Origin of the sequence: Luteibacter sp., from assembly GCF_009912395.1 — a bacterium.
Taxonomy (GTDB): Bacteria; Pseudomonadota; Gammaproteobacteria; order Xanthomonadales; family Rhodanobacteraceae; genus Luteibacter.
The window spans coordinates 24,910-48,201 of sequence record NZ_WNDO01000015.1 but is presented as its reverse complement, the minus strand read 5'-3'; the positions used below and the strand labels follow the sequence as shown (position 1 = coordinate 48,201).

The window sequence follows — 23,292 nt, the reverse complement described above, 5'->3', positions numbered from 1 at the left end:
CCTTGGGAATGGCGGCTCCATGAGCATTACTGCAGGAGAAGCGACATCTTGGCCGGCACGCCGAACGTCGGTGCGAGCGTTATGGTGTAGGTACCGGTTTTACTTAGCGTAGGCAGCGTATAAGTACTGCCTGACGTCAAAGAAGACGCCGAATCGATGTTTGCGCCAGTCGGGTCGAAAAGTGTCAGCCTCAGCGATTCGCCAGAAGGTGACGTGGTCAGCGAGGAAACGTTGAGTTTGAGTCTCGCACCCGCTGAACCATCGAATGTCAATTTGGCGATTTGACCCTGGCGCGCGATGTCGACCGTCGAGGGCGATCCTATCGAGAGGTTACCCTGTAGATAATGACTCAGCGCGGCAACGATCGTGTAATTCGACCCGCCCGAAGATGGCATGACCTTTACCGTATATCGTCCGGCTCGCATGTTCGTAAGCGCAAGTCGACTCGCATAAGGACTGGACGTCGGATCGATGTAATTGCTATCCACTTGGCTACCTGTCGGATCGTAGACATAGTACGAGATGGAAGCCTTTCGTCCTTGAAAAACGGGACTTCCCATCCCGAACTGCAACTCGTCTCCGGCCACCGCGTCGAAGCTGTAATAGATGTACTGTCCGGTGCCTACGGAAGGAGTAGACAAAGGACCGTCAGCGACGATCATTCCACCAGCCATCGGAAGGTAGCCCGCTTGACCGGTCGCAGGCACGCCATTGTCCGGACTGACGACCAGCGTATAGGTCCCACCAATCGCCAGTTTTTCGAGGTTGAACATTCCGGCGCTGGAATCCTGCGAACTCTTGAACACCGTTCCATCCGGTGCGAAGAGGCTGACTGTGACGGATTTGCCGGCGGGTGTCGTCGTGAAGGCCTGTGCTCCGACGGCTATCGTCTGCCCTGCGACGGCTTGGAAGCTGTAACGAATGACCTGACCACTACGGCTCAGATCGAAATTCTTCGTTTCTCCAAGCGATAACGTATCCACCAGGTCGCGCGTCAAAGTGGCCGTGACATTACTTACGCAGTTGCTGAGCGTTACGACGTAGTGACCCGGTGCAAAACCCCATAGATGATGATTTCCTGCCTTCTCATACATGGTGCGGCTATAGACACTATTACCCTTGTCGTCGATCACATTGATCGATATGGATGAGCAATTGCTCCTCCATGTCGACGCGATCGCCAACTCCAGGTCCTGCTTCGCCGTTGTGTCGATAGTGAACACCGGGAGCTGTCCCACTATGGGGGCCGCCTCCACGGCCGGACCATCAGGCAACAAAGGACCTCCTGCAACCGGAGCAAACAAAAGTCTTACCGACATCGGAAGCGCATTCGCCTGTCCTACCAGTAACGTATACGTTCCCGTCGAAGGCAGTGCGCTCACATTGATGGCGTCGGCGCTCGCGATAGACTTGTCCTTGACTATCGCATTACCTGCAGGATCGATCAGGTTGAAGATCAGATTCCGTCCCGTCGGCGTAATGGCTATATTGTCGACGCCGATGGTCAGTGCATCACCCGCGTTGCCCTGAATGGCCAGTCGCGCCGACTGCCCCGGACGAGCCGAGGTGAAGACCCGGCTCTCTCCAACCGTCAGCGTACCTGTTACGTCCCTTGTCAATGTCGCCTGGAACGTCATCGCGCCTGGATTAGACGCGCTCATCGTCATAAGGTAGCGACCGCCCGCAAGCCCGGATATCGATATGCGGCACGACGGCAAGTCGGCTGCAGAGCAGCCCGACGAACCTCCCACATAGGTTCCGGCGGCATCGTAAATGCTGGTAACAACGCTGGTGAAGGTACCTGCTCCCATCGATATACCGGACAAGCCCAGTTCGAGGTTGTCTCCCGCGCCAGCACTGAAGGTGAAGGTTGCCGCGACGCCGGTGCCCGCATTTACGCCTACGGTAGGACCGTCCACGACGATCTCGCCACCTGGCTGCGTCGATACCAGCACCGCGGTATTCTGGATCGCGCCACTGCCTGGAGAAATCGTCACCTGATAGAGCCGGCCCGATTCAAGCGCTGGAAGATTGAGCAACGCGCTTGTCGTGCCAGAGGTGCTCGCAACGTAATTGCCGCCCTCATCAGCCAACTGCAGGGAAACCAGCGCACCGGTCGGCGTGGTGCTTATCGTCGGTAGCGATACCAAAAGCCCCGTTTGGCCCGTGAACAGATAGCGCCTGGACATATTCGGGACACTACCCACCACCGGTGTAGGGGCAGCCGCATTCAGCAGTAACACCGGTGCCACGTCGAGCCCCATCGTGATCGTCGTGGCAGCTGAATCCGCAGGCTTGAGGTAGACGCTATAAGTGCCCGGTACCGTCAACTTCGGCAAATGCACGCTGGGTGCCCCAGGCGATATGCTGCCCTGCGCGACCATCCGGTTACGCGGATCGTAGATCTCATACGACTCGCTCGTACTACCCGTCGCCGCCAGGCGCTGCAGGCTCAGCCATTTTGTCGCCGATGCAAGACCGCCATCGAACAGGACGACGCCTCGCTTGGACGCCGGAATGGAAATCGACTGCGTGCCGCCCGGCGCAAGGCGAGCGACACTGGCGACGGTTGTCGCGTCGATGCCCGGAGGCACCACGACGAGATCGGTGCTGGCCGTCGCCACGCCAAACGGCGTTTGGACGACCACGTGTCCAGAGCCAAGATTCTTGGGAACACTGAAGGTGATCGACGCATCGGAAAGGCTGCCGATGGCGAGCGCCGTCGAGTCGAGCAAGAGGCGCGTCTGCCCCGGCACCGGCGCCAAGTGCTCGCCCGCCACCGCGACGGAAGCGCCCGCAGCGACCACCACTGGCGTGACCGAGGTGATGACCGGCGGCAAACCGTTGCCGTCGACGACGAAGGGATGGTCACTGGTCGCCGTCTTGCCGGCGACGACGACGGTGACAGAGCCTGTCGTCGTGCCTACCGGAACCTGTGTGGTCAGCAACTGGGTCGTAGCGGCGCTCACGACGGCGGCCACGCCATTGAAGCTCGCCGCGTTATCGGTAGCCTGCGCCGAAAACCCCTGCCCCTGGATGACGACCGTTTGTCCGATGGGCCCGTGGCTCGGCCGCAACGAATAGATCGACGGCGTTCCCGCGGGTACCGCCACGACATTGAGCAGATTGCCCATGTCGTCATAGACGTAACGCGTAGTGGTGCCATCAGGTACCGTAGCCGCCACCATGCGGCCATTACCGTCGTAGGCGTAGTTTTGTGCGTGCACCTGCGGCGCGAACCCTTGCGCCATGAACAGGCATGCCGTCGTCGCCAACAGCAAGGATCGCTTAAGCCACCCCTGTCGTCCGCGCGAAAACACACGCGCGGAAAATCCACGGTCCTTGTGCATGGGTATTCCCCTGTAACGTTCGACATTGGAACGCTTGAGCCGATGCTCTCGCGGCTGTACCGCCACTCACTGGTGCGGATAGTATTGCGGCAGATCGCGAAAACTTGTCAAGGCCATGTTTTCTTACGATCCGATGACACCATATCGGCACGGAGCGGCGAATAGCGCATGAAATGGCAAGGAAAGCCCTTATGGGGAAACATAGCGGCGATCGTCACCTGTTGTTTTTTTGTGATGCTTTTCACACAGCGCGACTTGGCGCGTGCAGCCACGCCAACTATCACGCCTGCCGAATTAGGGCATAAGCTGTTCTTCGATACCGCACTTGGTGCCGATGGCAAGACGAGCTGCGCATCCTGCCACCAACCTGAGCATGCCTATGCACAACATAGTCGTGTGGCCACGGGGGTTTTCGGGCGACAGGGTACGCGAAACGCCCCGAGTCTTCTGGCACCCCCTGAGCAAACGCACTTCTTCTGGGACGGTCGCCGTGCGACGCTCGAAGAAGCCGTGCTCGATCCCGTATTCCACACGCGCGAGCTCGGCCTCGATGCCTCGACGGATATCGCGACACGGCTCGACCCCGTTACCTATTACCCACTTTTTCGCCAGGCTTTCGGGCTGCCAGAAGGAGTCAGGGCGTCGCATGCGCAGCTAAGGCAGGCGCTCGCCGCCTATATCCGCTCGATTCCCCGTCCCAAAGCGCCGTTCGATCGCTATCGTGACGATCACGACGAAGAGGCTATCGGCCGTGAGGCGCGCGAGGGTTATCGCCTTTTCACCGGGAAGGCCGGTTGCGCGCAATGCCATACCGTCGCGGGCACCCCGGCCCGATTCTCCGACGATGCATTCCATCCCACCGGCACTGGATTGGAGCGCCTCGTCGACGGTATGCCGCGTCTTACGGGCGAGCTGGCCGCAAAACCGACCGACCCTGCCAGCGTGGGCGAGTTGATCGCATCGCGTGCGGATATCGCGGCCACCGGTCGCTTCGCCGTGACGCACCGGCCTTCCGACGTGGGCCTGTTCCGCACGCCGTCGCTGCGTTACGTGGCGCAAACCGCACCGTATATGCATGACGGATCGATCCCGACACTCGAAGACGCCGTGGACCAGGAGGTGTATTGGCGGAGCCTCGCGGCGGGCAAGGCGTTGTCGCTTACCGTATCCGAGCGTGCCGCGCTGATCGCGTTCTTACGCGCCTTGTCCATCGACGATCACGAGATGGTTTCCGTCGAGCGATAGGCAGATCACTCCGGCGTCGCCATAGCCCTCACACGCAGGCGCGCACCCGCGTCACGCATCACCTTGTCAACGCGCGAGGACATATCCGACGTGCCAATGTAGAGAACGGTGACCCCCTTGGTGACCGACGTGGGAAGGTCGCGAAAACTTTCCTCGATCACGGCTGCCACCGCCCGGGAATCCGGGCCCGTGAAAGCGAGCAGATTACCTGGAATCGCGGTGTTTCCCAGGGTCGTCCGAACCGCCATGACGATACTTCGCCGGGCCTCTTTCGCATCCGCATCGTCACCTGCCGGCACTGCGAAGGTGAAGGGATGGAGAGTGTCGTCCTTCACTTCATCATGGACGACTCGTGCTGCGAACGCGCGCCAGGTGCCGGCGCCTGCGTTTCCTGCAGGTGGTTTGATCGCTTGCGATACGGGAGGATCGGCAACGCCCGGATCCTCCTGATGATGGCATCCACCGAGAACGACCATCCCCGCCAGCATCGCCCAGGTACACCGCATATTCGAAACGAACTTCATAAACGCTCCCTGTCTTGGGCAGCCCCTACCCTCATGACGCACAAGCATGCCTGTGACGCGTAAACGACTCAACCACGCGATCGTCCGGAGTGCGGATAGACAATCGACAGGGCCACCGTATCGCGCAACTGCGCGACGAACCGGGCGACGGCTGCCGAGCGCTCATGACGGCGGAACACCGCCGCCACACCGGAGGGAATCGGCTTGCCAGCCAGTGGCTTGAACCGTACGCCGGGAATGCTTACCACGTCCTTGAGCACACTGGGCACGATGGCGACGCCCGTGCCCAAGGATACCTGCGCCAATACGGCCAGCAGGCTGCCCGGTGCGTCGCCGATACGTGGCGTGAAGCGCCCTCGCCGGCCGATTTCGTACGTGCCCAGCGCCTGCTCGGGGAGTAGAAAGGTTTCGCCAGCCAGCGCTTTGGCGCGCAAGGGACTCGACGCACCGGCCAGCACGTGCGCGGAAGGCAGGGCCGCACAGAAAACGTCGTGCAACAGCACATGCGAGGAAAGCGACGATGGCAGGCTCATTGGCAGCCGTGCGAAGGCGATGTCGATGCCGCCCTCTTCCAGCAAGTCAGGAAGCGCCTCCATCGGATGTTCCGTCGCGACGATGGCCACGTCGGGCCACGCGTCCCGGAATCGCTGCACCTGCGATTGCAGCACGCCAGCGAAGGCCGCCGAGCCGATGTAGCCGATTTCGATTCGCCCCACTTCGCCACGTCCCGCACGCTGACCCACACTGCGGGCTCGCTCGAACTGGGCCACGGTCAAGCGAGCCTCCTCGAGAAACGCCTCGCCGGCCGGAGTAAGGGAAACGCCGCTCCGCGAGCGAACGAACAGCCGCGCATGCAGGTCGCGCTCCAGCTCCTGGATCTGCACGGTGAGCGTCGGCGCCGCGATGTCCAGCCGTTCGGCCGCCCGGGCGAAATGCAGCTCTTCGGCCGCGGCGATGAAATACCTCAGGTGGTGGAATTCCATGGCAACCCCTTGTTAGCTTGCACCTAATGTAAACCCTTCATGATGGCAATGAAAATGAATATGGCAAAGCGTCCAATGGAGTCATCCCCACAGGCTGCATAGAGGATTCCCCATGGTCTCGACCCGCCACTATTCACCCGACATCGCCCAACCCTTTGTCCTCGATACGGACCGCGTGGCGATCTTCGATCTCGACGGCACACTGGTGGATTCCGTCGAGGGCATGACGCTGGCCGTGAATCGCCTTCTGCGCAGCCTTCGCGCACCGCCGCTGGTCTGCAAGGAAGCCGCTGCCTTCCTGGGGCATGGCCTGGAGATGCTGGCCCGCAGGGCTTGCCGGCTACGCGGCGTCACGCCCAGCGACGAGGACATCCAGCACTTCGTCAACGACTACCGGCTGGATCCCCTGACCGGCACGCGGCTGTATCCGGGTGTCGCCAACACCCTGAGCGCCCTTGCGCAGGAAGGCTGGCGACTGGCCGTTTGCACCAACAAGGCCGAGGAAGCCGCCCTTACCATTCTCGGTGGCCTCGATGTGCTGGGCTACTTCGATGTGGTGTGCGGCGGAGACGCGACAGGTACCCCCAAGCCGGACCCGCGCCATATCGAGCACACGCTTCGCCTCGGCGGCCTGGGCTGCCTGCCGGCGGTGATGATCGGCGACAACGCCGTCGATGTCACTGCCGCAGCGGGCTACGGGATTCCCTGCATCTTCGCATCGTGGGGATATGGGCAAGCCCCGAGTGGTTTTCGCGACGCCATAAGCGCACAGCAGTTTACGGATCTTCCTGAGCTGCTGGAGCGCCTCATTCCCCTGCGTCGCGACTGACGCGTCAACGCGACCCGGTCACCCGCCACACGGTATTCCCGACATCGTCGGCCACCAGCAGCGCCCCGTCCGCATCCTGCGCCAGCCCCACCGGTGCGCCATGCAGGAGCTTTTCGTCCGCGGAAACAAAGCCCGTCACGACCGGCTGCATGCGCCCTACCGGCTTGCCATCCTGGAAGGCGACATAGGACACCTCGTAGCCACTCAGTGGCGAGCGATCCCAGCTGCCGTGTTCCGCGATGAAGGCGCCGCTGCGATAGGCCTCGGGCAGGTTGTCGCCCTGGTAAAAGAACAGACCCAGCGGGGCGACATGGGAGGTCAACGCGTAGTCGGGCTTGATGGCCTTCGCCACCAGGTCGGGGCGTTGCGGCTTCACACGACGATCCTCGTGCTGGCCGAAGTAGCTGTACGGCCAGCCGTAGAAACCGCCCTCCTGCACAGCGGTCATGTAGTCGGGCACGAGATCGGCGCCGATCTCGTCGCGCTCGTTAACGATCGCCCAGAGCTTGCCGGTCTTCGGCTCCCATTGCAGGCCCGTGGGGTTGCGCAGGCCCGAGGCGTAGATCCGGCTCCCGCCGGTGGCCACGTCGACTTCGAGCACCGCTGCGCGACGGTATTCGACCTCAAGGCCGTTCTCGCCGATGTTGCTGTTGGAGCCCACGCCGACGTAGAGCTTGGTGCCATCGGGACTGGCCAGCAGCGACTTGGTCCAGTGATGGTTGACCGTATCGGGCAGGTCGGTGAACTCCTTGCCCGGGTCCGTGATACGCGTATCGCCGGTGACGTACCGGTACTTCATGATGTTGCCGGTGTTGGCGACATACAGGGTGTCCCCAATCAGCTGGACACCGAAGGGTGAATCCAGGTGTTCGAGGAAGACATGCTGTTCCCACGGGCCGTTCGCGCCCGTCTTGCGCAACAGGGTGATCCGGTTGCCGCCCTTTCCGCCCTTGCCCGAATTCGACTTCACCAGCCCGCCGATCCATTGTTTTGGCGTGGTGAGCGCTTCGGTACCCGGGCCGTTGGATTCCACGACCAGCACATCGCCGTTGGGCAGTACGTAGAGCTGGCGGGGGTGCATGAGGCCGGAGGCGATCTTCTCGATCTTCAGGCCTTGCGCCACCTTCGGTGCCTCGCCGTCCTTCCAGCCTACGCCTTTGGGCACCTGCATGGGAGGCAGCAGGAAGTCCTGCGCAGGCGGAAGCCGCGGATCGGCACCCATCTGCTCCGTCGGATCGATCGAGGCACGATGACTGCAACCGGCTGCAAGTATCGCGGTCGCGAGGGCGATGTGGCGAGTCTTAGACATGCGAAGCCTCCTTGCGCGAGGTATGCACTGTCTTCGCGATGGCGGCCGCGAACAGCAGGCCCACCGTGATGGCGGACAACCACACGTTCTGGGGAACCGCGGCGTAGGCATCGCGGCTATGCACGAAGGCGTTCACGATAGCGGCCACGATCGCCAGCAGGTTCAGCCAGAACGCCGGCTTGCCGGCATGGCGGGATGGACCCCATGTCTGCACAAGGTTGATCAGGCGAGGCACGACCGCGAAGAACAGGCCGATGGTGATCAACCAGGCCGCCGCCTTCACCCAGAGGATCTCGGCCGTCGAGGCATAGGTGGCATCGAAGATGAGCGCCATCACGAATGCCCCGTAAGGCACCGGATCGAGCAGGTCGAAGATCGTCGTGGCAAGCAAGGAACGGTGTGGCGTCGTTCGGGATGTCATGGGCCGCCTCGTCGTGAAGCCGGGGACCAGCCGCCCCCTCGGCCAGTCTAACGTGCCGCTCTCCGCGCCATGGATGCGTGAACGGCAACGCCACGTTTAGCCAAGGTCATCGTTTGGCCGTCCATGACTTCCGGGCCGGCGCACCGCCTGTTTTGTTATGTTATAACAATAACACCCGAGCACGATGGTGAACCATGAAGCAGTCCCTTTTGGCGGCGGCCCTCCTGATAGGCCTTGCCGGACGGGTCGATGCGGCCGACACGCAGAGCGACGACACGACCGCCCAGACCACCCGCCTTTCGGCGATCCACGTGGCGGCCAGCCGCACGGTCCGCAACGACTACGCGCCGGAACTGGGTAGTAGCAGCTATACGCTGGACCGGACGACGATCGAAGCGTTGCCGCTCGGCGACAGCACGCCCGTGAACCAGGTGCTGCTCCGTGCGCCCGGCGTGGTGCAGGACTCCTACGGCCAGCTGCATATCCGTGGCGACCACGCGAACATCCAGTATCGGGTGAACGACGTACTGATCCCCTCCAGCATCGGCGGCTTCGGGCAGAACCTCGACACTCATATCGTGGAATCCATGCAATTGCTGACGGGCGCCCTTCCCGCCCAGTACGGCTACCGCACGGCCGGTGTCGTGGAAATCACCACGCGCACGGGCGAGCACCTGGACAACGGCGGCAGCGCTGGCGTAACCGCCGGATCGTTCGGCACCTGGAACCCGAACCTGTCGCTGCATGGACACCAGGGCGACTGGAGCTATTTCTTCTCCGCCAACTACCTGCAGAACGACGTCGGCATCGAGAATCCGACCTCCAGTCGCAAACCGATCCACGATCACAGCAACCAGCGCAACGCCTTCGGCCTACTGTCGTACGCCATCGCGCCGCATGTCCACCTGGACATCATGGCAGGAGTGACCAACAACCGCTTCGACATACCCGACAACGCCAACGCCAGGCCGTCGTTCGACTATCTTGGCCGTAACGATTTCGATGCACGCGACCTCAACGAGCGGCAACGCGAGGTGACGCGATTCGGCGTGCTGGCCCTGCACGGAAGGGCCGGAGAAACGGATTACCAACTGGCCCTGTCCCAGCGCTATAGCGCCGTCAATTTTCATCCCGACACCATCGGCGACCTGATGTTCAACGGCCTCGCCTCGCGCGTGAGCCGGGGCAGCCGGGCCAGCGGATTCCAGGCGGATTTCTCCACCGCACTGGGAGACACCCATACGCTCGGCTACGGCATCTACCTCAACCGCGAACAGGCCACCAGCGGCAACGACTCGCTGGTGTTCCCTGCCGGGCCGGACGGTCGGCAGCGCTCCGATGTGCCTATCCGGGTCGACGACCATCAGCACATCATCGGTCACCAGTACACGGTCTACGTGCAGGATTCCTGGACGCCCACGGAACACCTCACGATCAATCTCGGTGCGCGCGCGGACCGAAACAAGGCCTACCTCGACGAGGGCCAGGTCAGCCCACGCGCCTCGTTGTCGTATCGCATCGACGACGACACGACCACGCATGTCGCCTATGCGCGTTACTTCACGCCCGCGCCGACGGAACTGGTCGCGCCCGCCAACCTGCATCTCTACGACGGAACGACCAACCAGCTGTCCAACACCGAAGACAGTCGGGTGAAGGCCGAGCGCTCGGATTACTACGACATCGGCATACAACACCGCTTCACCCCCGCGTTGACCGTGGGCCTGGATGCGTATCACCGGGAGGCCCGCCATCTCCAGGACGAAGGCCAGTTCGGTGCAGCACTGATCTATCTTCCGTTCAATTATGCGAAGGGGCGCATCCGTGGCGTGGAACTGTCGGTCAACTACGACAGCGGCCCCTGGTCGGCCTTCTTCAACCTTGCCCAGCAACGTACGAAGGCGAGGCAGCTGACCTCGGGACAGTACAATTTCCAGCCGGACGATCTGGCCTATATCGCCACCCATTGGGTGCATCTGGATCACGAACAGCGACTAACCTCGTCGGGCGGCGTGTCCTATGCGTTCACGCCAGACTGGAAATTCGCTGCCGACTATCTCTTCGGAAGCGGCCTGCGGCGCGACGGCGAGGGGGTGCCCAACGGGGCGCACATGCCCGGTTACTTGCAGCTCAACATGAGCCTGTCGCATCACTTCGACGATCACTGGAACGCGCGATTGGCGGTGATCAACGTACTGGACCGGGGCTACGAGCTACGCGATGGCACGGGTATCGGCGTCGGTGCACCGCAATTTGGCCCCCGCCGAGGGCTGTATGCGAGCCTTCAGCGCGACTTCTGATTCGTCGAGGGCAAGCGTGTCCTGACCAGCAGGCCGCCGCCCCAGGGCGCATCTTCCAGCGATACGACAGCGTGGTGCAGTTGCGCCACGCGTTGAACGATCGAGAGCCCCACGCCGAAACCGTCGCCCAGGCCACCCGCTTCGCGATGGAAACGGGCGAATACCGCTTCACGACGATCGGGAGGTATACCGGGGCCGTCATCCATCACGTCGAGGACGACCTCGTCGTGATGGTGCATCGCCTCGACACGCACCTTTCCGCCACGCGACACATGGCGAGCGGCGTTTTCGAGCAGGTTGCGGATCATCGCAGCCAGCGCAGCGTCGTGACCGTCCACGGGAAGCGGTTCGTCAGGCAATGCCACATCGAGATGGAAACGCTCCGTATCGACGGTGGGCATCCATTCGGCCAGCACACCACGAATGATCGTCGAGAGGTCAAGCCGCTCCAGCGGCATCGAACCGGCGTCCTCCAGGCGCGCCAGCACCAGCAACTGGTCGGTGCGCCGGGCCAGCAGGCGAAGGCTTTCGATGGCATCAGGCAGCGCGATGGCGGAGTACTCGGCGGACCCTGCCGCCGACGCGCTGTCGAGGTTGATCATGGTGGCCGCGATGGGGGTGCGCAGCTCGTGCGCCACGTCCGAACTGAAGCGGCGTTCGCGCTCCAGGGCCATTTCAATGCGACTGATCTGTCCGTTGAGCGACGCCACGATGGGCTGCACCTCCTGCGCCGTATCGGCCAGCGCAAGCGGCTCGCGCGAACCGGGCTGCCGTGCGACGAGAAGGCGCGCCAGCGCGTCCAGCGGACGCAACCCTCGCCGGATCGCCCAGCGCAAGGCGATAAGCAGCAGCGGCAGCGTCACCAGGATGGGCAGGGTGCGCTCCACCGCCACGGCATTCATGATGTCGCGCCGCGTATCGTGACGCTCCGCCACGCTGACCACCACGCCGAGATCCGGATCGGGGCGCGTGTAAACGTGCCATCGACGACGACGTACCATTACCGAATGGATGCGGTCATCGAGCGGCATGGACGCTGGCAACTCGGTCATGTTGTCCGTGGTGAGCAGCACGTGCCCATGCATGTCCGTGACCCGGTAGCCCACCTCGGTTTCGTAAGGCGATGCCACGCCCTTCGCCGTGGCGACGGCCGGTGCGGGTGACAGGTCTTCCAGGCCCCCGTTGACACCCGTACGACGCAGCAGCGCGTCGAGGGTGAGTGCCGTTTCCCGCAGGCGCACATCGGAAAGCTCGTTCGCCTTGGCAATGGTGCGGTAAGCCGCAAGCGCACCCATCGGCAGCAGTACCGCCAGCACAGCCAGCGCCACCCCGCGACGCAGGCGTCGTTCGATACTGGGTGGCGTCGACGTTCCCATGCCGTATCAGACCGGCAGCGAAGTGGTCTTCTTCACCGTGCGCAGCGCCAGCGTCGACTGCACGCGGACGACACCGGGCAACTGGGTGAGGATCTCGGTGTGGATGCGCTCGAAGTCCGCTGCGTCGGCGTAGACCACGCGGACCATGTAGTCCGCCGCGCCCGCGAGCAGGCAGCACTCGGCCACCTCCGGATGTTCCTGGATGGCCGACTCGAAGGCATCCAGCGCCGCCCGACCCTGCTGGTCGAGGGTGACCAGCACGAACGCCGTGCCAGGAAGGCCCGCCTTCTTCTCGTCGACCAACATCACGTAGCGCGCGATGAGCCCGCGGTCTTCCAGCAGCTTCACCCGACGCAGGCAGGCCGACGGCGACAGGTTGATCTGCGCTGCCAGCTCCAGGTTGGTGAGCCGACCGTCCTCCTGGAGCAGCCGGAGGATCGCCCTGTCGCGGTCATCGAGGATTGGATCGTGGCTTGGCATGAAATTTCAGCAACCGGGGATTTTTTCGCCAGGAATTCGAAGATGCATCATAAACCATCGGCAAATCGGCGACCTATTGCACGATGCTTCAATCATACTTCGCCGCCAGCCCCCTTCGCCGGGGCAGTCCAACCCAGCAGAGAGATTCAGGCAATGCGCATCGGTGTGCCGAAAGAAATCAAGAACCACGAGTACCGCGTGGGCCTCATCCCCTCCTCCGTGCAGGAACTCGTGCACCACGGCCACCAGGTGCTGGTGCAGGCCAACGCCGGCATCGGCGCGGGCATCACCGATGAAGACTACAAGGCCGCCGGCGCCACCATCGTCGAGTCCGCCGACCAGGTCTTCGCCGACGCCGACATGATCGTCAAGGTGAAGGAGCCGCTGGCCGTCGAGCGCAAGAAGCTGCGCAAGGGCCAGATCCTCTTTACCTACCTGCACCTCGCTCCGGACCTGGAGCAGACCAAGGACCTGATCGACTCGGGCGCCGTCTGCATCGCTTACGAAACCGTCACCTCGCCGAACGGCTCGCTGCCGCTGCTGACCCCGATGTCCGAGGTCGCCGGTCGCCTTGCTCCGCAGGTGGGTGCGCATTCGCTCGAGAAGGCCCAGGGTGGCCGTGGCGTGCTGCTGGGCGGCGTCCCGGGCGTGCCGGCCGCCGAGGTCGTGATCCTGGGTGGTGGCGTGTCCGGCACCCACGCGGCGACCATCGCCGTAGGCATGGGCGCCAAGGTCACGGTCGTCGACCGCTCGGCCGACGCGCTCAAGCGCCTCGCCACGCAGTTCGGCACCTCGATCTCCACCGTGTTCTCGACCCGCTCGGCCATCGAAGAACTGGTGCGTCGCGCCGACCTCCTGATCGGCACCGTGCTGGTGCCGGGCGCCGCCGCGCCGAAGCTCGTCACCCATGACATGGTCCGCACCATGAAGCCGGGTTCGGTCATCGTCGACGTCGCCATCGACCAGGGCGGTTGCGTGGAAACCTCGCACGCCACCACTCATGCCGACCCGACCTACGTCGTCGACGGCGTGGTGCACTACTGCGTGGCCAACATGCCGGGCGCCGTGGCCCGCACGTCCACGTTCGCACTGAACAACGTCACCCTGCCGTACACCCTTGCCCTGGCGAACCAGGGCTGGAAGAAGGCCCTGGCCCATGACGGCCACCTGCGCAACGGTCTGAACGTCTGCGAAGGCCAGGTCACCTGCGAGCCGGTCGCTCAGGCGCACAACCTGCCGTACGTGAAGGCCGAAACCTTCCTCGGTTGATGACGTAACCGCATCGCCCGGGCGCAATGCCCGGGCGATGTCGTGTCAGAGGCGGATGCCGCCCGACACCTCGATCCGCTGCGCCGTCACCCAACGGTGTTCCTCGCCCAGGAGCGAGGCGATCATCGGCCCGATGTCCTCGGGCAGCCCCACCCGACCGAAAGGACTGGCCGCCGCGAGATGGCGGTTCACCTCGGCGTTGTCGCGTACGTGCCCGTTGCCGAAATCGGTCTCGATCGGACCCGGCGCCACGGAATTCACCGTGATGCCACGCGGACCCAGTTCCTTCGCCATGTAGCGGGTCAGCATGTCGATCGCCGCCTTGAGCGAGCCGTAGTACGCCGTGCCGGTCTCGGTGAAGCGAGCCAGTCCGCTGGACAGGTTGACGATGCGTCCGCCGTCGCGAATCAGCGACAGCAAGGCCTGCGTGAGGAAGAAGACGCCCTTGAAATGCACGTTGTACAGGCCGTCCGCGTCGGATTCCGTCATCGACTCCAGCGTGCCGGAGGCGAAGTGGCCTGCGTTGTTCACCAGATGGTCAAAGCGATCGTCCTGCCACGTATCGGCCAGTACGCGCCTCACCTCGGCAGCGAACGCGGGAAAAGACGACGCGTCGCCAACGTCGAGGCGCAGGGCGACCGCCTTGCGACCGAGCGCCTCGATCTCCGCGACCGCCAGTTCGGCCTCGGCACGGTTGGACTGATAGGTCAGGAAAACGTCGACGCCTCGCTGCGCGAGGGCGAGGACGGTGCTGCGGCCGAGACCTCGGCCGCCTCCGGTAACGATGGCGATCTTGCCCATGGGAAGGTCCTCGTTGGGGTTGGGATGGTGAGGCAAAGTCTAGGTAGCGCCCGGCGGGGCCGAAATGCCGGAACCGACGGAGTTCATGCCCGATCCTCCAGAACGACCTGCGGCACCCGAGAGCGCGACCTATACTTGCCCCATACCCGGGACCGACGAGACATGCGCCATGTCAGATGCACTGAAAGCCGTCATGCATGGGTTTTTCGCCCAGCGCGACCACACGGACGGCATCCATGAAACGGCCCTTCCGGACCTCGCCCTGATGCGATCGACGACATCGGGCATGCCCAATCATGTGCTCTATCGTCCTGCCCTGTGCTTCGTCGTCCAGGGGGCCAAGCAGGTGATGCTCGGCGAGGACGTACTGCATTACCGGGAAAACCAGGCGCTCGTGGTGAACGTCGAGATGCCTGGCATCGGACGGGTGACCCGGGCCAGCGCCAGGGAGCCCTACATGGCGATCCACCTCGCTTTCGACATGGGCCTCTTGCGTGAGGCGCAGGCGATGGTACCGGCGCCCGCGAAACGACAGCCCGAACGCGCCACCGGCATGTTCGTCGATACCTTCGACGACGCGCTGGTCGATTGCATGCTGCGGTTGGTGCGCCTGCTCGATACACCGGCGCACATCCCCGCCCTGTATCCGTTGCTGGCACGCGAGATCTTCTATCGCATGCTGACGGGACCGACCGGCGCATGGGTAGGCGCAATGGTGTTGCCCGATACGCACACGCAACGCATCGCCGAGGCGATCCACCAGCTGCGCACGGATTTCACCCGTGCGGTGCGCGTGGAGGATCTAGCGGCCGTGGCAGGCATGAGTCCATCGTCGTTCCACCAGCATTTCAAGGCGGTGACGTCGGTGTCGCCGTTACAGTTCCAGAAGAATCTGCGCCTGCTGGAAGCGAGGCGATTGATGGTGACCGAAGACGCCGCCGTGGCGAGCGCCGCCTATCGCGTGGGCTACGAAAGCGCCTCGCAATTCAGCCGCGAATACACGCGCATGTTCGGCGCGGCACCGAAGCGCGACGCGGAGGTGTTGCGCGAGGCGTTTCGGCGGGATGGAACCGCGTTGCTGGTCTGAGCGCCTATCGTCGTTCCAGCGAACGCTGGAACCCAGCGCGAGGCGATCGGTTATCGCGTCGAGACCCCCTACGCAAAACCGATGCGACCCCCTCGCCGTGCTGGCGAACCGAGGCGCTGGGTTCCTGTTTTCACAGGAACGACGAGCCCGCGATCCGTCGTTCCAGCGAATGCTGGAACCCAGCGCGAGGCGATCGGTTATCGCGTCGAGACCCCCTACGCAAAAGCCGATGCGACCCCCTCGCCGTGCTGGCGAACCGAGGCGCTGGGTTCCTGTTTTCACAGGAACGACGAGCTCGCGATCCGTCGTTCCAGCGCACGCTGGAACCCAGCGCGAGGCAATCGATTATCGCCTCGCGGCTTCCTACGCAAAAGCCGATGCGGCGCCCTCGCCCTGCTGGCCAACCGAGGCGCTGGGTTCCTGTTTTCACAGGAACGACGAGCTCGCGATCCGTCGTTCCAGCGAACGCTGGAACCCAGCGCGGGGCGATCGATTGTCGCCTCGCGGCCTCCTACGCAACACCCGATGTGGCGGCGTCGTTTTGCTGGTGAACGGAGGCGCTGGGTTCCTGTTTTCACAGGAACGACGAGTTGAGAGCCATCGCGCTCCAGCCATAGACAATCCACCCTCCCTGTCCATCCCCGGTCAGAAAGCTGACGCCTGCCCTGCATCGGCCTGAAACGCCCGCGCGATGTCGTATGAAGACACCCAGAAAGGAGTTCGGCATGAGTGGCATCGACGACGTGAAGCGGCGCAGGTTCCTCAAGATGACGGCGGCCTCGGCGGGCGGCCTGGCGGTATCCGTGTTGCCGCCCTCGCTCAGGCAGGCACTGGCCACGCCGGCGGCGACCGTCACCGGCACGATCCAGGACGTCCAGCACGTCGTGGTCTTCATGCAGGAGAACCGCGCATTCGACCACTACTTCGGCAGCCTCGCCGGCGTGCGCGGATTCGGCGATCGTGTACCTGCACCGCTACCGGGTGGCACCAACACCGTCTGGCAGCAGCCCTACGGCAGCGGCCACATGCTGCCCTTCCATATGGACACCCGCACCACCAGCGGTATCTGTATCAATGCCCCGGCCATGAGCTATCCGGTGGACACCGCCATCTGGAACAACGGCCGCTTCGATGCCTGGAACACGGCGCGGGCACCGGGCCTGGGGATGGGCTACTTCACCCGCGATGACCTGCCGTTCTACTACGCGCTGGCCGACCAGTTCACCATCTGCGACCAGTACTTCTGCTCCACCCTCACGCAGACCAATCCGAACCGCCTGCACCTGTTCAGTGGAAGCAACGGCCTGTCGGTCGGCCAGGCCGCGGTGCTGGACAACACCGAGCAATCCTCCGGCTTCAGCTGGACCACGTACGCCGAACGACTCCAGCAAGCCGGCGTCAGCTGGAAGGTCTATCAGCAGAGCAACAACTTCGACGACAACGCGCTCGCCTGGTTCGCCCCCTTCAAGCAGGCCCGGGCGGGACAACCGCTGTACGACCGCGGCATCGCCGTGACGACCGACCTGGTGAAGGCCTTCGCCCAGGATGTCGCCAACGACACGCTACCCCAGGTTTCCTGGATCGTGGCGCCGGATTACCTGTCCGAACACGCGAACTACAAGCCGGCCTACGGCGAAGACCTCAGCGCTCGCCTCCTCGCCGCGCTGGCTGGCAATCCCGCCGTGTACGCCAAGACGGTCTTCATCCTCAACTACGACGAAAACGGCGGTTTCTACGACCACGTGCCGCCGCCGACGCCTCCGTCCTCATCCGCGAACGGCCTGTCCACCGTGAGCGTCACGGGCGAGATCCAGGATGGCAAGCCCATCGGCTTGGGCTTTCGCGTGCCGATGACCATCGTCTCGCCGTGGACGCGCGGCGGCTGGGTATGCTCCGAAGTGTTCGACCACACGTCGGTGCTGCGCTTCCTGGAAACGCGTTTCGACGTGAAGGAGCCCAACATCAGCGCGTGGCGCCGTACTGTATGCGGCGATCTCACCTCCGCCTTCGATTTCTCGGGCGCCGACACGCGCTGGACCGCGTTGCCCGATACCAGTGGCTACACGGCGGAAGCCGACCGCCAGTGCAAGAATCTGCCCTCTCCCGCTGCACCATCGACACCATCGATGCCCGCACCGGAATCCACCCGCACGCGTCCTGCACGCGCGTTGCCTTACGAGCTGGACATCCAGGGCCATGTGGACTCGACCAATGGACGCTACGTCCTCGAGTTTCTCAATACGGGAAGCGCCGGCGCGGTCTTTCAGGTCTATGCAGCCAATCGCGGCGATGGTCCCTGGCGCTACACCGTCGAAGCGGGCAAGACGCTCTCGGATTACTGGAGCGCGAAGACCTACACCAAGGGTGTCTACCAGTTGGAAGCCCATGGTCCAAACGGCTTCCTCCGCGCATGGAACGGCCAGGTGGCGACGGCATCGGTCATGCCGGAGATCGTGCTGTCCTACGATCCGAACAACGGCCGGGTGAAGCTGACCCTGACCAATGCGGGCGATAGCACCTGCACGTTCACGGTCAGCAATGGGTATGTCGCGGAAGACGTGCGGATCTATCCGGTGCCTGCGCGCGGATCGCGCGGGGATAGCTGGGATCTGGGGGACACCGCGCACTGGTACGACTTGACGGTGACCGTGGCGGAGGCCTCGGGTTGGTCGAGGCGTGTGGCGGGGCACATGGAAACCGGAGCGCCGAGCACGAGCGAGCCACATAACCTGTAGGAGCGCGCTTGCGCGCGATCGCGCGCAAGCGCGCTCCTACAACATCATGCCTCGCCACCGCCAAGCGCCTTGTACAGGTTCACCGTGTTGGTGAGCGCGGCACGGCGCAGGTCCAGCAGCGACTGTTCCGCCGCATAGCGCTGGCGCTGCGCGTCGAGCAGTTCGAGACGACTGTCCTGTCCGGCCTCGTAACGCAGGCCGGACAACTTCGCCCGCCGCGTGGCGCTATCCACCACGCGGCGCTGGGCATCCAGCTGACCGCCATAGGTCGCCTGTCCCGCGAGCCCATCGGACACCTCGCGGAACGCCACCTGCAAGGCCTTCTCGTAGCCGACCACGGCGCTCGACTTGCGAATCTCCGCCAGGCGAAGCTCCGCGCGCAGCTTGCCGCCCTGGAAGATCGGCTGGCTGATCTGCGGCGTGAACGACCAAGTCTTACTAGCGCCCTTGAACAGGTCACTCAGCTGACCGCTGCCAAAGCCATAGGACCCAGTAAGCGTGATTCGCGGAAAGAACGCCGCGCGTGCCGCGCCGATATCGGCGTTGGCTGCCTTCAAGTCGTGCTCGGCCTGGGCGACGTCCGGCCGGTGGACCAGCAAGTCCGACGGCAGGCCGGCGGGCAACGTGGTCAGCACCGGACTCGCGTCCAGCGCGAGCGGTGCCGGAAGGTCTGTCGGCAACGCGGCACCTACCAGCAAGGCCAATGCGTTGTCCGCCTGGGCAACCTCGCGTTCGCGTGCGCTGATATCCGCTTCGGCCTGGTCGACCTGGCCTTGCGCCTGGGCCAGGTCGATACCGCCGACCTGGTCCGCGCCATGCAGCGCACGGGTGATGCGCAACGACTCCTGCCAATCGGTCAGCGTGCGCCTGGCGAGGTCGAGCTGCTCGGTGGCGACGCGCTGCTCGACGTAGGCCTGGGCCACGCCGGCGACCAGCGCGATGCGCGCCGAACGGGTGCCCTCCTCGCTGGACAGGTAGCGCTCCCATGCCGCATCGGACAGCGACTTCACGCGTCCGAACAGGTCGACCTCATAAGCCGCCAGGTCGAGGGTGGCGGTCCGCTGGTCCATGCGGCCCGGCATGCCTTGCAACGATGACTGGCCCGCACCACCGGTACGCTGGAGCTGACTATTGGCCCCCAGCGACGGCAGACGCGCAGAGCGCTCGACACGAAACTGCGAATGCACCGCCTCCGCGTTGAGCACGGCGAGCTTCAGGTCACGATTGTTCTTAAGCGCAAGGTCCACCAAGGCGCGCAGCCGTGGATCGGGCATGACCTCATGCCAGCCGAGGGTGGCGGCGTTGTCGCCACCGCCACCCGGATGCTGGGCATAGACCAGCGGCAACGGGCTATCCGGCCGCGTATAGGTCGGTGCCATGGAGCAGGCGGTGGCCGTGAAGGCCATCGCGAGCAGGATCGTCAAACGATACGTACGCATCTGATCATTCTCCGGGCAGGCGTTCGGCCTGCGCCGAGGGTGTCCCGCGCTTCTTGCCGAAACGATCGGCGAGACGCTGGACCAGCATAAAAAACACCGGCACGAGGAAGATCGCCAGCACCGTCGCGGTGACCATGCCACCGAACACGCCGGTACCGATCGCGTGCTGGGTTTCCTGGCTTGCACCACGCGCCAGCATCAGCGGTACCACGCCCAGCGCGAACGCCAGCGACGTCATCAGGATCGGACGCAGGCGCAACTTCGCCGCTTCGATGGTGGCCTCGACAAGACCCTTGCCTTCGGCACGCAACTGGCGAGCGAACTCCACGATGAGGATGGCGTTCTTCGCGGAAAGACCGATCACGGTGATCATGCCCACCTTGAAGAACACGTCGTTGGGCAAGCCGCGGATCAGCACCGCCGCGATCGCGCCGATCAACCCCAGCGGCACCACCAGCATCACCGACACCGGAATCGACCAGCTCTCGTAGAGCGCCGCGAGCACCAGGAACACCACCAGCATCGACAAGGCCATCAGTATGGGCGCCTGGGCTCCCGCTTCCTTTTCCTGCAACGACTGGCCCGTCCACTCCACCGCATAGCCACGCGGCAACTGCGCGACGATGCGCTCCATCTCCTCCATCGCCTGACCGCTGGAGTAGCCAGGTGCCGCTGAACCGCTGATGCGGGCCGCCGGATAGCCCTTGTAGCGAACCATCTGCAACGGCATCTGCTTCCACACCGGATGCACCACTTCGGACAGCGGCAGCATGCCCCCGCGCTCGTTGCGCACGTAGATCTTCAGCACGTCGTCGAGCTGCATGCGGAACGGCGCGTCGGCCTGCACGATCACCTGCTGCATGCGACCGTTGTTGGGGAAGTCGTTGACGTAGTTGGAACCCATCGCTGCCGACAAAGTGTCGTTGATGACCGTGAAGTCCACGCCCATCGCCCGTGCCTTGTCGCGATCGATCTCCAGCTCGATGCTGGTACCCGGCGGCAGGCCTTCCGGATACACGAACATCAGCTTCGGACTCTGCGCCGCCAGTTCAAGCACCTTGTTCTGCGCGGCCTGGAGCTGCTCATTGCCACGGTTGGCACGGTCGACCAGGCGCATCGCGAAGCCGGACGAATTGCCCAGGTCGTCGATGGCCGGCGGCATCAGGCTCATGATCGTGCCTTCCGGCGCGCCGCCCATGGCCGCCTGGGCCTTGGCCACTTCCTCCTGGGCCGTGGCGCCTTCGCGCTGGTCCCAGTCCTTGAGCATGGTGAAGGCCAGGGCCGCGTTCGGGCCGGAACCCGCGAAGCTGAAGCCCAGCACCGATTCGTTGTTGGCGATGCCCGGCTGAGCGTCCACGTGCTTTTCGTAGCGCTTCACGATATCGAGCGTGCGCTCGGAGGTCGCGTCAGACGGCAGCTGGAACGAGGTGATGAAGTAGCCCTGGTCTTCCTCCGGCAGGAACGCCGACGGCAGCATGTGGAACGCGGCCGCCAGCAGCGCCACGATCACAGCGAAACCCGCCATCGCCCGGCCGGCGCGCTTGAGCACGCCGCCGACCAGCCGACCGTAGCCCGTCGTCATCCGTTCGAAGCGACGATTGAACCAGCCGAAGAAACCACGCTTTTCGTGATGCCCCGGATCGATCGGCTTGAGCAGGGTGGCGCACAGCGCCGGCGTCAAACTGAGGGCCAGGAACGCCGAGAACACGATACTCACCGCCATGGAAATCGTGAACTGGCGATAGATCGCGCCCACGGAGCCGCTGGAGAACGCCATCGGAATGAACACCGCGGTCAGCACCAGCGTGATACCCACCACGGCACCGGTCAGCTCGCGCATGGCACGCGACGCGGCCTCCTTCGGCGACAGTCCTTCGCTGGCCATCAGGCGTTCCACGCCCTCCACCACCACGATGGCGTCGTCCACGATGATGCCGATGGCGAGCACCATGCCAAACATGGTGAGCACGTTGATGGAGAAGCCGGCGATCAACATCACCGTGAAGGTACCCAGCAGCGCGATCGGCGCGACGATCGCTGGAATCAGCGTGTAACGCACGTTCTGCAGGAACAGGTACATCACGAGGAAGACCAGCACCATCGCCTCGATCAGCGTGTGCAGCACCTTCTCGATCGAAACCTTGACGTAGGGCGAAGTGTCGAACGGAATCGTGGCGTACATGCCCTTGGGCATGCTGGTGGACAGCTCGGCCAGGCGCTGGCGAATGGCGTCGGCCGTGCGCACGGCGTTCGCGCCCGGGCTCAGCTGCACGCCTGCGCCAGCGGAGGGATGACCATGCTCCCGCACCGAGAACGTGGTCGTCTGCGCGCCGAGTTCCACGCGGGCCACGTCGCCGAGCACCACCTTGGAGCCGTCGGGATTGCTGCGCAGGACGATATGCGAGAACTCGTCCGCGTTGGTCAGCTGGCCCTTGGCCACCAGCGGCAAGGTCACGCGCTGCCCCGGCACGGTCGGGTTGTCGCCAACGCGGCCCGGGGAAATCTGCACGTTCTGCTGGGCCACCGCCGTGTTGATGTCGCTGAGCGATACCTTGAGCGCGGTGAGCTTGTTGGGATCGACCCAGATGCGCATGGCGCGTTCGGAGCCGAACAGCTGCACGCGACCCACGCCGTCGATACGACGAAGCTCTTCCACGACGTTGCGGGCGAGGTAATCGCTGAGCGTCAGGTCGTCGATCTTGCCGCCTTCCGAATTCAGACTCACCACCATCAGGAAGCCCGAGCCCGACGATTCCAGGTTCAGACCGTTCTGGCGCACCGTCTGCGGAAGACGCGGCTCGACCGTCTTGATGCGGTTCTGCACGTCGACCTGGGTCAGTTCGGGATCCGTGCCCGGCTTGAAGGTGACGGAGATTTCCGCCGAGCCGGTGGTATCCACCGTCGATTCGAAGTAAAGCAGGTTCTTGACGCTGGACAGCTCACGCTCGATCAGCCCCACGACGGCGTCGTTGAGCGTCTGAGGTGTCGCACCCGGATAGGTGGCGTAGATCGAGACCTTGGGCGGCGCCACGGTCGGATAGCGCGCGATCGGCAGCATCGGGATCGCGATGGCGCCGAAAAGCACGATGAAGATCGCGATCACCCAGGCGAAAACCGGGCGATTGATGAAGAATTGCGGCATGG

At 63.9% G+C, this 23,292-nt stretch carries 16 protein-coding genes; 6 read left to right on the top strand and 10 right to left on the bottom strand.

Annotated elements, in window-relative coordinates; all coding sequences use genetic code 11:
* Window positions 1–26: 26 nt before the first annotated feature.
* Complete coding sequence (locus GAK28_RS14245) at window positions 27–3,350, bottom strand: IPT/TIG domain-containing protein (protein ID WP_291780335.1); 3,324 nt, start codon at window positions 3,348–3,350, stop codon at window positions 27–29.
* Window positions 3,351–3,518: 168 nt separating this feature from the next.
* On the opposite strand from GAK28_RS14245, the gene GAK28_RS14240 reads away from it, so the two are divergent.
* Window positions 3,519–4,595: a cytochrome c peroxidase gene (locus GAK28_RS14240; RefSeq protein ID WP_343161875.1), complete on the top strand. Its 1,077-nt coding sequence runs from the start codon at window positions 3,519–3,521 to the stop codon at window positions 4,593–4,595.
* Between the two features lie 5 nt (window positions 4,596–4,600).
* Here the strand turns inward: GAK28_RS14240 and GAK28_RS14235 are convergent, their stop codons facing one another.
* Window positions 4,601–5,119, bottom strand: a complete 519-nt coding sequence (locus GAK28_RS14235) for a hypothetical protein (RefSeq protein WP_291780329.1) — start codon at window positions 5,117–5,119, stop codon at window positions 4,601–4,603.
* Between the two features lie 68 nt (window positions 5,120–5,187).
* Window positions 5,188–6,102, bottom strand: coding sequence for a LysR substrate-binding domain-containing protein (locus GAK28_RS14230; protein WP_291780327.1), 915 nt, complete (start codon window positions 6,100–6,102; stop codon window positions 5,188–5,190).
* 112 nt (window positions 6,103–6,214) lie between these two features.
* On the opposite strand from GAK28_RS14230, the gene GAK28_RS14225 reads away from it, so the two are divergent.
* Window positions 6,215–6,931 (top strand): HAD hydrolase-like protein, encoded by a 717-nt coding sequence (locus GAK28_RS14225; protein ID WP_291780324.1) that lies wholly within the window; start codon window positions 6,215–6,217, stop codon window positions 6,929–6,931.
* Between the two features lie 4 nt (window positions 6,932–6,935).
* On the opposite strand, the gene GAK28_RS14220 is transcribed toward GAK28_RS14225, so the two are convergent.
* Window positions 6,936–8,240, bottom strand: coding sequence for a sorbosone dehydrogenase family protein (locus tag GAK28_RS14220; protein ID WP_291780321.1), 1,305 nt, complete (start codon window positions 8,238–8,240; stop codon window positions 6,936–6,938).
* Window positions 8,233–8,661, bottom strand: coding sequence for a hypothetical protein (locus tag GAK28_RS14215; protein WP_291780318.1), 429 nt, complete (start codon window positions 8,659–8,661; stop codon window positions 8,233–8,235). Before GAK28_RS14215 ends, GAK28_RS14220 begins: the two co-directional genes overlap by 8 nt.
* 194 nt (window positions 8,662–8,855) lie before the next feature.
* Here GAK28_RS14215 and GAK28_RS14210 point away from each other — a divergent pair, with 194 nt between their 5' ends.
* Window positions 8,856–10,961 (top strand): TonB-dependent receptor, encoded by a 2,106-nt coding sequence (locus GAK28_RS14210; RefSeq protein ID WP_291780316.1) that lies wholly within the window; start codon window positions 8,856–8,858, stop codon window positions 10,959–10,961.
* On the opposite strand, the gene GAK28_RS14205 is transcribed toward GAK28_RS14210, so the two are convergent.
* Together GAK28_RS14205 and GAK28_RS14200 are read right to left on the bottom strand one after the other, a co-directional pair.
* On the bottom strand, window positions 10,946–12,337 hold the full coding sequence (locus tag GAK28_RS14205; protein ID WP_291780315.1) for an ATP-binding protein: 1,392 nt from the start codon (window positions 12,335–12,337) through the stop codon (window positions 10,946–10,948). The genes GAK28_RS14210 and GAK28_RS14205 overlap by 16 nt on opposite strands.
* A gap of 6 nt (window positions 12,338–12,343) precedes the next feature.
* Window positions 12,344–12,817 carry an Lrp/AsnC family transcriptional regulator gene (locus tag GAK28_RS14200; RefSeq protein WP_291780312.1) on the bottom strand — a complete coding sequence of 158 codons (474 nt, stop codon included), beginning with the start codon at window positions 12,815–12,817 and terminating at the stop codon, window positions 12,344–12,346.
* A 153-nt stretch (window positions 12,818–12,970) separates the two neighbouring features.
* Here GAK28_RS14200 and ald point away from each other — a divergent pair, with 153 nt between their 5' ends.
* Window positions 12,971–14,086 carry an alanine dehydrogenase gene (gene ald / locus GAK28_RS14195; protein WP_291780310.1) on the top strand — a complete coding sequence of 372 codons (1,116 nt, stop codon included), beginning with the start codon at window positions 12,971–12,973 and terminating at the stop codon, window positions 14,084–14,086.
* A 45-nt stretch (window positions 14,087–14,131) separates the two neighbouring features.
* Here the strand turns inward: ald and GAK28_RS14190 are convergent, their stop codons facing one another.
* Window positions 14,132–14,887, bottom strand: a complete 756-nt coding sequence (locus tag GAK28_RS14190) for an SDR family oxidoreductase (RefSeq protein ID WP_291780308.1) — start codon at window positions 14,885–14,887, stop codon at window positions 14,132–14,134.
* Between the two features lie 169 nt (window positions 14,888–15,056).
* Here GAK28_RS14190 and GAK28_RS14185 point away from each other — a divergent pair, with 169 nt between their 5' ends.
* Both GAK28_RS14185 and GAK28_RS14180 read left to right on the top strand, forming a co-directional pair.
* Window positions 15,057–15,974 (top strand): AraC family transcriptional regulator, encoded by a 918-nt coding sequence (locus GAK28_RS14185; RefSeq protein ID WP_291780305.1) that lies wholly within the window; start codon window positions 15,057–15,059, stop codon window positions 15,972–15,974.
* A 725-nt stretch (window positions 15,975–16,699) separates the two neighbouring features.
* Window positions 16,700–18,709 carry a phospholipase C, phosphocholine-specific gene (locus GAK28_RS14180; RefSeq protein WP_291780302.1) on the top strand — a complete coding sequence of 670 codons (2,010 nt, stop codon included), beginning with the start codon at window positions 16,700–16,702 and terminating at the stop codon, window positions 18,707–18,709.
* A 44-nt stretch (window positions 18,710–18,753) separates the two neighbouring features.
* Here GAK28_RS14180 and GAK28_RS14175 read toward each other — a convergent pair whose 3' ends face one another.
* Together GAK28_RS14175 and GAK28_RS14170 are read right to left on the bottom strand one after the other, a co-directional pair.
* Complete coding sequence (locus GAK28_RS14175) at window positions 18,754–20,148, bottom strand: efflux transporter outer membrane subunit (protein ID WP_291780300.1); 1,395 nt, start codon at window positions 20,146–20,148, stop codon at window positions 18,754–18,756.
* Between the two features lie 4 nt (window positions 20,149–20,152).
* The gene (locus GAK28_RS14170) at window positions 20,153–23,290 is read right to left on the bottom strand and encodes an efflux RND transporter permease subunit (protein ID WP_291780297.1); all 3,138 of its coding nucleotides are present in this window, start codon (window positions 23,288–23,290) and stop codon (window positions 20,153–20,155) included.
* Window positions 23,291–23,292 lie beyond the last annotated feature (2 nt).